Raw genomic sequence first — 14,702 nt, forward strand, 5'->3', positions numbered from 1 at the left:
AAGAGGCATTTCCATTGGTGATTTATGTTAGGCGATGGTCCTGGTACTTTTTGCCGCCACTGGGCACTTTGTGTTCTGAGACATCGTAGATGCGATGATCTTGGTATTTTTTGCCGCCGCTGGCTACTTTGTGTTCTGAGACATCGTATATGCGATGGTCTTGGTACTTTTTTCCCTTGTTAGGTACTTTGTGTTCTGAGACATCGTAGATGCGATGGTCTTGATACTTTTTGCCGCCGCCGACTACTTTGTGTTCTGAGACATCGTATATGCGATGGTCTTGGTACTTATTTTTTGCTTTTTTGTTTGAAGAGTCTACTTCTTTTACCTTTGCCGTTTGCGTTTGAGACACTTGATTCGAAGTTTGTTGACCTGTTTTCACTTGCAAATTTTGTGATGGTTGTGTTTTTTGAGGCAACTTCACTTGTGAGGACTGTCCCGAATTGGTTTGTGGTGTTCTTTTTACTTGCGAGTTTTGCGCAGAGTTGGGCTGTGTTGTTGTTTTCGCTTGATGAACTTGCCCAGAGTTGGATCGCGGTATTGTCTTCACTTGAGAAGATTGTCCGGAGTTAGGTCGTGGTATTGTCTTCACTTGAGGAGCTTGTCCGGAGTTAGGTCGTGGTATTGTCTTCACTTGAGGGACTTGTCCAGAGTTAGGTCGTGGTATTGTCTTCACTTGAGGGACTTGTCCAGAGTTAGGTCGCGGAATTGTCTTCACTTGAGGGACTTGTCCAGAGTTAGGTCGTGGTATTGTCTTCACTTGAGGAACTTGTCCAGAGTTAGGTCGTGGAATTGTCTTCACTTGAGGGACTTGTCCAGAGTTAGGGCGTGGTATTGTCTTTACTTTGGGAACCTGCCCAGAATTGATACCTTGGTTGGGAGAAACTGAAGTAGGAGATTTACTTCCCTTGTCTACTCCAGAATCTTGTGAGGATAAAGTATTTTTTTTCAGCGCTTTAGAAAGCTGTTTGCGATTAACACCAAAAATACTTTTTTTTTCTTTATCCATCATCACACCTAAGGAATTTTTTATAGAATTCGTTTTTCTTGAATGTATTTTGTCGCGGGCTGTCCAGTAATCATACTACGTCGAACTCCACGTAGTAATGCCTGAAAATCGTTAGCGTGTAGATACTCTTTTTCTACTAGAATTTGCCCGACAGAACGATATTTCCCCATTACAATGGTATTCGAATAAATACGCGATGTTCTCTCTATTTGCGTTTGTGTCAGTACTTTATTATCTAATGCGCACTTCAGAACCATTTTTCCTTCTTCACTCATAAGTAGCATTTTGATGTTCGCGTGTATTTTTTGTCGTTTGTCTTCTGAGATTTTACCTTGAGATAACAAAAAGGCACCAACCCCTTTGTGTCCACTTGCCTTAAATGTTTTTGCTTCGTTAATCTCTATAGGAGACAAAAGATTATTGGATTCACATGATTTAAAAAAGCACTCATCAAAACGATCTAAAAGAAATTGAATTTTCGCTTTGTGTAGTAAACTTCGCTGTTGGTTGGAAATAATTTTTTGTTCAACCATAATATCGGATATATCGAGTTCTACGCCCATTAGGTATAGATTTTCCTGCCGATTGAGGCATGCTTCCATTTTTGCAGGTACTGTGACTTTATTGTGCACAGCTATTTGTCCCAATAGAACATCACTCTGACTTGGAACATAACATTCATAAAATTTTGCGGGGATAACGCGCTTTTTCACTGGTTCGCTAATACGCTTCTTCAGATCTTTGACTAGCTCGGCAAAACTTTGGTAGCGTTCATTTTTATTCTTTTTCATCATCATGTCAACAACTTGACATGTTTCATTCGATACCTTTGGGTTTCGCTCTTGTATGTGTGGCGGAGACGATTCTAAAAGTCTAGTCATGATGGTGATCGGATCTGGTCCATCAAAAGGAGGCGAGCCTGTTAACATATGATAGAAAGTGGCACCCAGACTAAAAATATCACTTCTCTCGTCTAGATTATCTTCCCCTTGTGCTTGTTCAGGTGACATGTAGTGGGGAGTTCCCAACACTGTACCCATTACAGTAAGCTTGTTATCACTTTCTGTAGATTTTGCAAGTCCAAGATCGCAAAGTTTTGCTTTGCTATCTACAGTGATCATAATATTATCAGGTTTTATATCACGGTGGATAATACCAAATTTAGCTGCGTATTCCAAAGCACTGGCTATCTGCAAAATAATCTCAAGGGCTTTTTGTTCTTCGTAAGAGCCATTGGTGATAATTTTCTTTTTTACGGTTGTACCATCAATAAATTCCATCACATAGTACAGGCGTCCCTTAAATTCTCCGGCAGCACATGCAGAGATGATATTGGGGTGATTTAGCTGTATTGTTTGACGAATTTCTCTTTTAAAACGATCTACAGCACGTGGGTTACCAGATAAGTCATCCGACAATATCTTAATAGCAACCAGGTTATCATTTTTTATATCGCGTCCTTTGAAGACGTCACCCATTGCTCCACTACCGATTTTTTCAACTACCTCGTAGTCTCCAATCCTGTATGGCATACGACTAACTTTCCATAAAGATGTATAGTGATTTGTTATTATTGATTAGATTTAATGAGTCTGTATCTAAATTGTACAGATATACAATCCAATATCAAAATATTTTAGACTTTACTTGAAAAGAATGTTTACATAAGTAAAAGTTTAAGAAGATAATATGATCTTAATTCAAAGATAGCTTTAGCATACTATACTATAACATTCTTAATCATAAATGTAAATAATGTTTTTTGGTAAGAAAATTCCATTTAAGTATGGTACTATAGGAATCTCAAACAATTTGTCAAGTTTAAAATGCAAAACAAAGCGATACTTAATTTCGTTCGCGCCAAATATTATTGAATCTCAGAAGGGAGATGAGGGACCTAGATGTTCTTTCTCTACAGAATAGGCAATATCATACATTACAATCCCTCGCTATAAAAACGATGAAGTATACACTATTTTTTGTCATGTCGTGCTTGTGCATTGTACAACTAAATGCCAATTTTGAAATTTCTACCTTGGGCAACAAAACCTATACAGGAAATATTATAAAGTTTGATAAAAATAGACAACAAATATCTTTCTCTACCACGGGTAACCAAGTGGTGAATATTTTTTGCCAAGATATTATAAAAATAGAGAACACCGCTAGTTTGACAAAAGTCAACGGTACTGAAAAAATAGTATTGAGTGATTCGTCTGTACTTTACGGTAAAATTACAGACGGCTCCTCTCAAGCAATCGGTGTTCAGACAAATCTACTTGAATTCAAAGATATTGACCTAATGTATATAAAAGATATCTACTTTGACGGTTCTGCAACACAAGGACCTGCCAACTCCTCAGAAAATGACGTTTTATACTTCAAGTCTGGTGACGTCATGAGAGGCATTATTGAACAATTTGGTCAAGACTTTGTTGAAATTGAGCACGAGCAACTCGGAAAACGTAAAGAATTATTTAGCAAACTAAACAGAGTAAGTTTTGCGGCATTAGAGCCTTTAGAAAAACAAGAATTTTCAACGAACATTGTTGGGTTTGACAATAGTAACCTTTCTGGAAACATTGAAGACATCAATGGTGGTATTATTTCCCTAAAAACGGTCATGCAAGACACTTTACGTATTCCCCTTAGCAAAGTACGCTTTATGTTTTTTAAAAACGGACGTTTTGTTTATGTTTCGGACCTACCCGAAAAGAAACTGCGAACAAGATATGTTCCCTATTTTCCAAACATGAAAATAGACAACGTGGTCAAGCGCGACCAAAGTTATGGTGGTAAACCACTGCGCATTCGTGGGCAACGTTTTTTCAAGGGTTTAGGGGTTATATCAAAAACAGAAATTAACCTACGCCTAAACGGTAAATTTAAAAAATTCCGTTGTTATGCCGGTGTTGATGATGAAATTGCGGAACGCTATAAAAAACAGAGTAACTTTCTTGGGGGAAGCGTGGTATTCCGTATTCTTCTCGATGGAAAAACCGCTTACCAGAGCAATATAGTGTATCACTTTTCAAAACCAATATCCATTGACCTGAATGTTGCCAATAAGAATAGCATGACTCTCGTTGTCGATTTTGGTGACAATGCACACGTAAATGACTATGCGAATTGGGGAGATGCCATACTGGTGCGCTAATGACAGTAGAAAAATGGATACAACTCATCACCGGTTTTATTTCGGGAATCATGCTCGCATGTATTTTTTTAGCGATACAAGGGGTGTTTTTCTATCTAACGAATACTTTCATGTCTAGCGACTACCTTGTGATACGAATTTTATCGTGGTTGTTGGATATCTGTAATGGATTGTTGTATTTGTTGGTCTTTTTTGTGGTATTTCATAGTTTACGCAAAAACAAAAAGCTGGCAGTTGTTGTTGCAAATGTGGTTTTGCTTGGAACTAGTCTTTTGTATTTATCATGGTGGATTTTTTACTGATCCTGAACCGATCCTGATCCCGAAAAGTCGTGAGCGGGATCGGATTCGAGATCGAAATAGAGCACTAATCCACTTTGCTATTGCGCAATATTGATTGAAGAGTATCACGAAAAAAACGTTTTTGTAAACAACGCATTACTGGGTAACCACACTTTGTCAAAAAATGGCCCGATCGAGAAATGGCACAAACCTCGTAGTAAACACTATCGCTATTATGATCCCACTCTATGAGAAATTTTTCTTCACCTATTTCTGGGTGGTCTTGTACGGTGCCAAAACCAAATCCAAATAGACTTTTGTTGTTGTTAGTTTCGTCTATGGTGTAAACAATACGACATGGAATGGCGCTAAACCATATACCGAATAGCTTAATAAATGTAACGCTAACCTCTCCTTCTTGTATAGGAGCAACAGGCCGGTGTACATCCATCCATCCTAAATCGTACATCTTCCAATTTTGTATCGCGCACTTTGCTTTGTCAAATGTACTTTCTCCCTTGCCCAACAATATACGATGCTTGTCTTTGTTGTAACCGGGAGGTACTTGCTCAAAACGCGTGCAACCAATCTCTGTATAGGTAAGTGGTTTACTGCGCCATTCTTCAATAAGTTTTGGCATTTTTTTCGCACTAGGGCGTAGTATATGTAACATTTTTATTTTGTGAGATTACAGCCACACAACCTCTCCATATTCGTCTACATAGTAATTTCCTACAATAACATGACCTTGATCTTTTTTGGAAATCAATGAATAGACTTGATGATTTTTGGCATTCTGTGCCTGATCAAAACGTTTTTTCTCGTTAAGTAAGAATAGTCCACTTATGAATATTAGTATTGCGATAATAAACTTATGAAACATAATTTTCTTCCTTAGTTAATATGAAATGTTTAGTATTGCGATTAAAAAATTAGGATTATGTATAGGAGTACGTATTTCTATCAAAAATGTTTGCTAAAATAACTACGAATGGAAAAAAAATGCAAAAAATACTGATGATAGTTTTTTTACTGTTGGGTGGCTGTTACCACAACGTGAAAAACACAATGAATGAAATGCCCGTTGTTGGAGCGATTACTCACAGTAGTTTTTCACTGACTTCAGATATATACGAAGGTACGCAATATTTACTGGATGTTCCCTATGAGTTTGTTCGCGATATGATTACGGCGATGGGTATAGAAGCATATGTTCGTACGTTACCACTAAAAAAAGATGTTGTAACGCGTATCGTCACACGCTTGCGCAATCCGCGGTATTCCGCAAAGCTTTTGGCGTTTATATTATTTCTAAAAGATCAATATACATCACAAAATGATATCCAAAAATTTTCGCAGTACGCGAAACAATATGAGTTTGACAAAATAGTTGGTAGTGCTTCTACTACAGAAGTTGCTCATCAAGGAGAGAAAGAAGAAAAAGAAGAGAAAAAAAATACACTCACACAGACAGAGCTTATCGTAAAAGGATTACAAATATACGACAGTATATTTTTGCAAAATGAAAGTATCATCGATGAAAAATTACAGAGTACATACTCATATCTCACCAAGAAAGATCAAAAATTAATTACGCGTACGCAAACGTTTATTATTGATTTATTGACTAAGGTCGCAAATGCTATGGAGGAGGGGGAATACAAAGAATTGGTACTGAGTATTCTTCGTCATAAAAATAAACGCGAAGCATTGACAATTTCGGTGATAGATTTACTACGGATGATGGTACTGAAAAACTACCGGATGTTTACACAGAAATATCATCGTAAAGAGCGTTTTCATAAGTGGTTGACTCAAGCATTGACCGAAGAAATGAAGTCGTCCACAGACGGTGCGTTGATTCAATTTTTGCAAAACGAGAATACGAATAAGCGCTACGCGATGCACATTGTTGTGGATGGTTTACAGGGACTACTGATGAAAAGTCTGGTCGAAGCTCATTCATCGCAAAACCCATTTATTCAATCGTTGTATGACATGCACAAAAATCAACAACAATACAAATACCCTCAAGAAAATTTGCAACCAATCACCACAGAACAAAATTTTAAATTTTTATATCATATTGCCAAAAAAGATTTTAGTGAACCACGCTATTTACCATTTTTTCGTTCGCTGTATAAAGAAAAAACCATTTCACTCCAAGGGCTAGCAACAACACCAACCATTAGCGTTCGCAACCTTCCTATGGTTAAAACGGGCGCAGAGGTTGCGGGCAAAAAAGCAACGGGAATGCCCAACTTTCATTTTGTCGATCGTAAGATAGACCGCGGATACTACTTTTATGGCAACGATGCTTTGCTACTGGAAAAAATTACCAGTGACAACGGTCTGCAAACGATGTTTCAACGTCTAAGTTCTTTGAATAACATAAATTATTATGCTCAATATGATTGGTGGACACAAACCTCTTATGACTCATTCGTAAATCTTGCAAAAGGCGAGATTGATCGCGATTTTGGGGAAGTATTGCTTTTGGGGGATTTACAAAAACGCGCCGAAGCAGAGCGCGAACTTCGAAAAATACGCACCACAATTATTGAAAGTATACGTAAGTTGAAAAAACAATTGCAAATAAACGTTTTAAAGCAATATGGTCTTAAAAGTGATCTGCGGCGTTTATTGTTAACACTTGCAACAAAAAATGATGAAGGTATCCCACAATACGCACTCTACTACAATCCGTGGCCAGACCATTTCGCACATTTTGTGGGACCGTTTAGCGATGAGATTCTTTCGATGACCGGAGAACTCAATCGACTCGATTATTGGCTGGGAAAGATTTCAGATGTTTACAAGGATTTGGGGATATACGAGCGTACGTTGTTTGCAATGGCCGGAGATCATGGTCTTACACCTGTATTCTACTTCTTAAATCCCGAAAAGGAAGTTTTTGAGAAACTCGCCAGTGATTTACAGACATCCATTCGCGTAAAAAAGCTTTCTTCTGATGAGGGAGAAGGCCCAAAAATTAACCATAACATTTCCCCTTCAACGAATAAAAATTTCGATGTAATTCTAGCCTCCACGGCGGGAGGAAATTTTATGATTGATCTATTCAAAAATCAGGGAGAAGATTGGAAAACGCAACCCCTGTATCGCGATTTAGTCAAATGGAGAACAATCAGCGGTATCGAAATAGACATTGTAAATGAAATTGTTTCACGTTTACCACAAACCTTAGACTACCTAGTTGTACGCGAAGGTACAAGTGACACACAACAAGCACACATCCGCCTTGTGGCACAACGAGGTGGCAAACGTTTCGATGAACAGATTATACGCGATAAAGATAAAATTTACTATGAAGCAAGCGCCGGAAATCTTCTCGAAGTAAACCGCATAAATCCCGTAATAAAATTCTCACCGTCGCAACAACAACGATACAAACAACTACTTGAGAAGTGTTGCGAGAAACCACACAAAGATAATCGCGAAACGTGGGCCACGGAACAAGAATGGCGCGAATTAACCAGTTACACGACGAAACCAGACAGCATAGTACAAGTAGCTCATCTTTACGATGTGGATATTGCCGGAACGATAAATTTATTTCCCCGAGAAGGAATAGGATATAACACCAAAGTGCCTGGAAGACATGCCGGAGAGCACTTTCACGAAAAAGATGCTTTTGTTGGTTTTTGGGGAGGCGCAACAAACGCCTCACAATATTTACCCTCGGAACCCGGAGGATGTCTAGCACCGACCATTTATGAGTTTTTGACTTCACGGCAAGCGAGGAAAGGAGAAAATGGTTGGGGATTTGACTCGGTTTGGGACAAACTACGCAAATAGAAACTTAAGTAGAGAGTATGCATCTGTATTTGAGGGAACGGGCGGACACAAGGTCCGTCCGTCTCCCAAATTCGGATAGACAAACGTTTCCTATTTGTATTCTATTGGTCTCAATTTTCCACGCGGCGTTTGGGTAAGCAGAGAGTATCCATCTGTATTTGAGGGAACGGTAACGAATACGGTCACGATTACGGTCACGAAAATTCGATGCAACGCTTGAATTTTAAACCTTTACTACTCAATGATAACCTCTTCATTACCCGCAACATCAAAGTCGACATCTTTACTTTGGTTTCCTTTTCCCGAAGAATAGAGGACTTGTATTTTGATATCTTGCGCCACATCATTGCTGGTGTTGATGATGGTAATTTTCGGCAACTCTTCGGCACGTTCGGGAAATTTTAGTTCTTGTTTTTCTAATGTCTCTGCTAATGCAGGAGTTGTTCTACCAAGAACAGGATTGTGTGGATAATGTGTATTGAGATCAATCACCATGTTTTTGAAGTCGCCTATTTTCATCGTGTGGTTGTAATTTTTTTCATTTAGACGATAACTCAACGCGAGGCGCACGTTTTTTATAGGTGCGGACGCTTTGTTTACTAAAACGCGTTTAATTTTTGAGGAAGCATACTTTGCAAAACGGTAGCGCAAACCGGTGTGCACGAGCACGACAGGTGCATAACCGTCCATTTCAACCGCCGTTTCTAAATATCTGTTACCTTTGAAACTATGGTAGTACGCCAAGGCACTCACTTTTCCACTATAATCAATACTTCCTACAGCAAATAGGCAAAAAGGATTGTATTTCTTTGTTTTACCGCGAATACGTACAATACCATGATATTCGATCTGGGTAAGATCGTAGATTTTGATGTGGATGACTTTAATTCCGCCACCTAGAGGAATGGCAATATCTTCAAAATCTAAAGTCAGTGGATCAGCAGTGGGCTCTTCTTTGATCACTTGCGGCTGTTGCTCTTTCACTGCCGGCACAGGAATTATATTTTTAAATTCGCGTGTTTCGCCCAAATATTCCACAACAACATCGACATTCGCGGCGGTTAAATCTCGCGTGACAACGTTATACAATGGAAGTGAAAGTTGTAACTGAGAAAACGATTGCTTTGATGAAGGCTGCGCGTTTAACGCAAGTTTTTTTTGCAAAAGTATTCCGTTTACCCATACTTGTGCATCATGAACGTTTTTGCCATTTATGCGCACTTGGGCAAGAATAACTTGTTGTTCTCCGCGAGATATTTCCGCCAAAAACTCCCACTCATTCTTTTCTACATAAATATAACTTTGATTGGCAAAGCATGGTAGCATTACTAATATCAATAGTACTAATCTCATCTGAACTCCCCTTATTTAATACAAAATCTAAAAATCGGCAAATAAATCGATTTTTAAGAAAAATAAACATTTATGTATTATAGTAATTGTATACAAAAAAATAAACCATTGAAGTAGAAAGGTCAAAAATGGACACCCAGCTCGTCTCGTCGCAACAAGCCATGGAAAAAATACCTGGACTATATTATATTGCAAATTATCTCGACGAAGCGCAGCAGCAGCAACTTATTACAACAATTGATAATCAACAATGGATTCACGATTTGCATCGCAGAACACAACACTATGGATATCGATATTTTTTTAAAACAGGAATGATTTATCCATTTACATATTTGGGAAAATTTCCGGAGTGGTTACATCATGTCGCTGAAAATCTATATCATAATGAGATTGTAAAAGAGATGCCGCAACAAGCTTTAATTAATGAATATTTATCGGGGCAAGGCATTGGTGAACATGTCGATACAATTGCTTGTTTTGGTGAAGAAATCGTGTCGCTTAGTTTAGTTTCACAGTGTTTTATGACGTTTAAAAATAAAGAAACAAAAGAGAAAGTGGCCATAGTACTAGAACCAGGTAGTATGGTGGCGATGAAGGATATTGCCAGGTACAAATGGAGTCACGGTATAAAGAAAAGTGAAGTCGAAGTAATTGAAGACAGGGAAATAGTTCGCGACAGACGTGTTGCGATTACACTACGTACCGCAGAGTGGAAGCCATTTTCTGCAACACGTTTGATACATAGAAATTCGCTAGAGGACATTTTATCAAGTCTGCTTCCTCAAGATCGGATAGTGTATACCGTAGGTGTTTTTTCTCAAAAGTTACCATTCTCTAGCGGTGAATGGTATTCTCGCGACAAAGATTTTTTATATGTGAGAAGAGATGCCAATATAAACATTGTGTTGAATATGATACGAGAATTTCATCACGAAAATTTGTATTTTATTAATCCACAAAAAAATATTTGTATCCACAGTCCTAAAAATCACCTAATAAACATAACGGCCTACAAATATGAAAATTTTGTGGCAACCATAGAGCAGTTACGAGATTTTATCTTGTAGAAAAAGAACTTCGATAATGCACTTGGAAATGTGTGTAGATTTTGTGACCTTCATGCTGAAGGTCACAAAAGTCATTTCAAATCAATGCTTTAGGTGAATACGCCTGAGGGGTTGAAGGTTGCAAAATTTCATTTTCCAGGGATAAAGCAATCTTACGTTGTTCTGCTAAAATAGATTTTAAATGTGATGTGGTTGTGAGAGGATTGATAATCGCGGCACGTAAGATAACCGTGTCGCCAAAGTTATACTGAGGTAAATTTACCGTTGTTTTTGAAATGAAAGAAGAACCTTGTTCCCATTGCTTTTTCTGCAAAGAACTGTTGATGGAGTTGATGAACTGCTGTTGGGCATCATTGTAAAATTCCTTGTTGCGTAGTGTTGTCGGGATATAACGATAGGTTACAATGTTCATTTGCGGTGGAAGAATGAGTTCAAATTCTGGGGTCGACTCAATTTTATCGACAAAATAATCGCACAAAGAAAAACTGTGTTGCAACAAACTCTCGTACCCCTTGGGACCAATGCAATTGAGTGCTGCGTGTAAGAACAATGAATTGGCAGGACGCGAACCTTCTAATGTCCAACGGCCGAGATCAAACGAATTGGAACGCGCTTGGTATTTCGCTTGGGTTTCAATAAAGTTCATATACTGTGTTTTCTTTGCCAACATCATCGAAATTCCCTGTGGTAAATAGAATTGTTTGTGCCCACAAATTGTGACGGTGTCGGCTTTTTCCACACCGCGCAAAAGCATTTTATATTTTGTCAACGCCAAAACTCCGCCCCAGGCAGCGTCCACGTGAAAATGCACATTGTGTTGCTGTGCAATCTCCGCCATCTCATCGATAGGATCAATTGACCCTAGCTCTGTTGTGCCGGCAATGCCCCAAATAGAAATAATACAAATATTATTTTTTTTACACTGCAATATTTGTTTTTTGAGTATGTCTGTGGGCATACGCCCATTGCTATCGACATCTATAGAGATAATGTTGTTGGTACCTATTCCAATTAACGAAGCTATTTTCTTGACGGAATAATGGGCAAGAGAAGAGCATATAATCACCGCTTTGCGATATTTTTTTTCTAAGAGACATGCACTCATTCCATCTTCAGCGCAAGAAAAGTGTTCGCTATCAAGAGCACGGTTACGTGCGATCCACATCGCCATGGTATTCGATAGTGAACCATTGGAAGTAATGGTACCCAACATGTGATTTCCACATCGTGCTGCTAATGGATATTCCGTATCGCCGTATACACAACGATGGATATATTCGAGACACTTTCGTTCAATAAAAGTTAAAATATGAGATGTTTCCGTCTTAACTACGTTCTGGTTAAGGCTGGTAATCAGCTTAGATATTTCGCCAAAAAAACTTGGAAGCGACGAGGTCATATGTCCAATAAACTTGGGATTTGTTACCTCGACAGTTCTAGGAACAATATCCTGTTGTAATTTTTGCCAATATTCAGAAAACCCCATGGCATTTTCTGAGATATCTTCTATTTCACCGCCATTTATATCGACAATACTCTTCCGTGTCACTTGGTCCTTAGGTATATCATAGGTAAACGTGGAAGAGAAAAGTTTTTTTATTGTATTCTCCATATTTACCTCAACTGTTTAAAGACAATGCGATTTTGAGCCCTTGTAAAGAGAGTGTGGGGACAAAATCATCGAAGACTTTTTCATTTTCGTAAAGGCGAGCGAATCCCCCTGTACCAATAATAACCACATCGTTGCCCGCAAAGTAATCGCGTTTTATTTCGGATGTTAGTTGTGTGGCCATCGCTAGATATCCATAGTAAAGGCCTGATTGTATACTCTCTTCTGTAGAACGTCCTACGAGTTCTTTGGGTTTTAGAATTTGTACTTTGGGCAATTTTGCCGTTTTGAGGTCCAGCATCTCCATTGCAATGCGCAGCCCAGGTAGAATAATGCCCCCAAGATATTCTTTTTTTTGTGAGATGGCACATACGGTTGTCGCTGTACCAAAATCGACAATGACAATATCTTGTTTGGGATATAAAGTTGTTGCTGCAATGGCATTTGCTATACGATCCGCTCCCACTTCAATGGGATTGCGGTATTTGATTTTAAGTCCTGTCTTAACACCTGCTTGTAGAAAAAATGGTTCCATCGCAAAGTACTTCAATGTACAGTTGCGGATAGAATGTGTTAAGTCTGGCACAACGGAGCATATGGCTATTTTTTGCAATTCTTTTGTTTGAAAACTATTTTCGCGCAGTACCTGACGCAGAAAAACTCCTAAATCGTCGGAGGTGAGTCCTTCTTTTGTCCCCGTACGAAACTGTAAACGTAGCTCGTCTTTGACAAAAACTCCTCCATGTATTTGCGTGTTACCAACATCAAGAACTAGAATCATGTTGTTCTCCTAAAGGAATATTGTCAATTAGGCGTACATTTCCCAAAAAAGCAGCGGCAAATCGGCGTTGCCAAAGTTCGACAACATAATCAACGCGAAAACCTGATTTCGTCAGCATGTGCTTTGCTTCTTCGGTGCTAGTCGCTTTACAAATAATTTGGTGTAACTGTGGCGCTATCACTCGTTGTTCATTGGAAAGTAACAAATTGCGCGAACTCATCGCCAGGCCATCCTCTTCGCGAATAATTTCGCAACCAACGATTTCGATATTCATAAAAAAGGCCTCCACCATATCGCAAATGAGCATATATTGTTGGTAATCTTTTTTCCCGAAGTATGCACGTGTAGGGCACACAATGTTTAGCAGCTTCATCACAACGGTGAGTACCCCATCGAAATGTCCTGGACGACTTTCCCCACATAACACAGAGGACATTTCATTTTCAGCCACTTTATAACGATAATTATCGCGATAAAGTTCTTCATATTTTGGAGAAAACACGTAGTCAATATCTGCCTTTTCTAATTTGGCAATATCTTCCTCCCAGGTTTGGGGGTATGTATTGAAATCCGCTTTATCATTGAATTGTGTTGGATTGACGAAAATACTCACAACACATGTGGAATTTTCGTGGCGTGCTCTTTCTACAAGCGATATATGGCCGCGATGTAAAGCACCCATTGTTGGCACAAAGCCAATATCACCGTTTTTGCGTACGGCTTTCCACTGCTCAATAGAGGTAATGATTTTCACGAATAACTCTCCTTTTTACTAGGGAATATTCGTTCCTTTACTTCTGTATCAAACTGATTGAGGGCAGATGACAAATGTGTTTTCCCTGCCAAGTAATGTTTCAAAAATTTAGGACGAAATTGGTCATCCATTCCCAGAAGATCCTGTAAAACCAGTACTTGGCCATCGGTTTCGATTCCTGCACCAATTCCAATTGTCGGAATTTGTAGTTTTTTGGTAATCTCATCGGCAACATGAGAAGGAACGCACTCCAGGACAATAGCAAAGCACCCCAGCTCTTCCAATGTTTGCGCTTCTTGTAGCAATATTTTTGCACTTTCCTCATTTTTACCTTGGACGCGAAAACCACCTATTTGGTGAATGGATTGTGGAGTAAGGCCAATATGACCCATGACCGGTACACCAGAGTGAACAATATGTTGTATTACGTCTTCATGTCCGGTAACACCTTCCAATTTGATGGCTTTTGCTCCACTGTGCATGAGAGTTTGTACATGGTCTATTGCCTGAGCAACGCCCTTACGGTAAGAAAGAAAAGGCATATCAACAACAACAAACTTAGATGTTCCACGGCAAACAGCACTTGCATGTAAAGCCATCATCTCTGTTGTGGCATGTAATGTAGATTCGAAACCGTGCATAACCATCGCCAAACTGTCTCCAACTAAAACACAGTCGATTTGCGATGCGTCAATAATTTTAGCACTCCAAAAGTCATAGCAAGTTACCATGGAGATTTTACGATTTTTTTGTTTGGCTTTGCCAAAGTCATAGATACTATCCATACTTTTTCCTCGCTCAATAAAATTGAATACAAATTAACATAACGGTATTTATCTAAAATGTATGGCTTTTTATCGCATCGATAAAAA

13 protein-coding genes are annotated in these 14,702 nt (G+C 38.8%); 4 read left to right on the top strand and 9 right to left on the bottom strand.

Going from position 1 to position 14,702, the window contains the following annotated elements:
- Positions 1-22 precede the first annotated feature (22 nt).
- Positions 23-1,009 (bottom strand): hypothetical protein, encoded by a 987-nt coding sequence (locus tag UABAM_RS05150; protein WP_151966932.1) that lies wholly within the window; start codon positions 1,007-1,009, stop codon positions 23-25.
- Positions 1,010-1,029: 20 nt separating this feature from the next.
- Positions 1,030-2,541 (bottom strand): serine/threonine protein kinase, encoded by a 1,512-nt coding sequence (locus tag UABAM_RS05155; RefSeq protein ID WP_151966933.1) that lies wholly within the window; start codon positions 2,539-2,541, stop codon positions 1,030-1,032.
- Positions 2,542-2,897: 356 nt separating this feature from the next.
- Between UABAM_RS05155 and UABAM_RS05160 the strand changes: the two genes are divergently transcribed.
- Positions 2,898-4,166: an NPCBM/NEW2 domain-containing protein gene (locus UABAM_RS05160; protein ID WP_151966934.1), complete on the top strand. Its 1,269-nt coding sequence runs from the start codon at positions 2,898-2,900 to the stop codon at positions 4,164-4,166.
- Positions 4,166-4,468 (top strand): hypothetical protein, encoded by a 303-nt coding sequence (locus tag UABAM_RS05165; RefSeq protein ID WP_151966935.1) that lies wholly within the window; start codon positions 4,166-4,168, stop codon positions 4,466-4,468. Before UABAM_RS05160 ends, UABAM_RS05165 begins: the two co-directional genes overlap by 1 nt.
- A gap of 64 nt (positions 4,469-4,532) precedes the next feature.
- Here UABAM_RS05165 and UABAM_RS05170 read toward each other — a convergent pair whose 3' ends face one another.
- Both UABAM_RS05170 and UABAM_RS05175 read right to left on the bottom strand, forming a co-directional pair.
- Positions 4,533-5,120, bottom strand: a complete 588-nt coding sequence (locus UABAM_RS05170; RefSeq protein WP_151966936.1) for a DUF1990 family protein — start codon at positions 5,118-5,120, stop codon at positions 4,533-4,535.
- A 15-nt stretch (positions 5,121-5,135) separates the two neighbouring features.
- Positions 5,136-5,330: a hypothetical protein gene (locus UABAM_RS05175; RefSeq protein WP_151966937.1), complete on the bottom strand. Its 195-nt coding sequence runs from the start codon at positions 5,328-5,330 to the stop codon at positions 5,136-5,138.
- A gap of 119 nt (positions 5,331-5,449) precedes the next feature.
- Between UABAM_RS05175 and UABAM_RS05180 the strand changes: the two genes are divergently transcribed.
- Positions 5,450-8,263 (top strand): alkaline phosphatase family protein, encoded by a 2,814-nt coding sequence (locus UABAM_RS05180; RefSeq protein ID WP_173013143.1) that lies wholly within the window; start codon positions 5,450-5,452, stop codon positions 8,261-8,263.
- 234 nt (positions 8,264-8,497) lie between these two features.
- On the opposite strand, the gene UABAM_RS05185 is transcribed toward UABAM_RS05180, so the two are convergent.
- A complete protein-coding gene (locus UABAM_RS05185; protein ID WP_151966939.1) occupies positions 8,498-9,616 on the bottom strand; it encodes a hypothetical protein in 1,119 nt (372 codons plus the stop codon).
- A gap of 128 nt (positions 9,617-9,744) precedes the next feature.
- On the opposite strand from UABAM_RS05185, the gene UABAM_RS05190 reads away from it, so the two are divergent.
- Positions 9,745-10,686 (top strand): alpha-ketoglutarate-dependent dioxygenase AlkB, encoded by a 942-nt coding sequence (locus tag UABAM_RS05190; protein WP_151966940.1) that lies wholly within the window; start codon positions 9,745-9,747, stop codon positions 10,684-10,686.
- A gap of 76 nt (positions 10,687-10,762) precedes the next feature.
- Here the strand turns inward: UABAM_RS05190 and UABAM_RS05195 are convergent, their stop codons facing one another.
- The 4 genes from UABAM_RS05195 to panB are packed head-to-tail and all read right to left on the bottom strand — an operon-like array spanning position 10,763 to position 14,615.
- A complete protein-coding gene (locus UABAM_RS05195; RefSeq protein WP_151966941.1) occupies positions 10,763-12,298 on the bottom strand; it encodes an aminotransferase class V-fold PLP-dependent enzyme in 1,536 nt (511 codons plus the stop codon).
- 7 nt (positions 12,299-12,305) lie between these two features.
- Positions 12,306-13,076, bottom strand: coding sequence for a type III pantothenate kinase (locus UABAM_RS05200; protein ID WP_151966942.1), 771 nt, complete (start codon positions 13,074-13,076; stop codon positions 12,306-12,308).
- Entirely contained in the window at positions 13,060-13,830 is a 771-nt protein-coding gene (panC, locus tag UABAM_RS05205; RefSeq protein WP_151966943.1) for a pantoate--beta-alanine ligase, read from the bottom strand. Before panC ends, UABAM_RS05200 begins: the two co-directional genes overlap by 17 nt.
- A complete protein-coding gene (panB, locus tag UABAM_RS05210; protein WP_151966944.1) occupies positions 13,827-14,615 on the bottom strand; it encodes a 3-methyl-2-oxobutanoate hydroxymethyltransferase in 789 nt (262 codons plus the stop codon). Before panB ends, panC begins: the two co-directional genes overlap by 4 nt.
- Between the last annotated feature and the right edge of the window lie 87 nt (positions 14,616-14,702).

Source organism: Candidatus Uabimicrobium amorphum, assembly GCF_009002475.1.
Classification (GTDB): Bacteria; Planctomycetota; Uabimicrobiia; order Uabimicrobiales; family Uabimicrobiaceae; genus Uabimicrobium; species Uabimicrobium amorphum.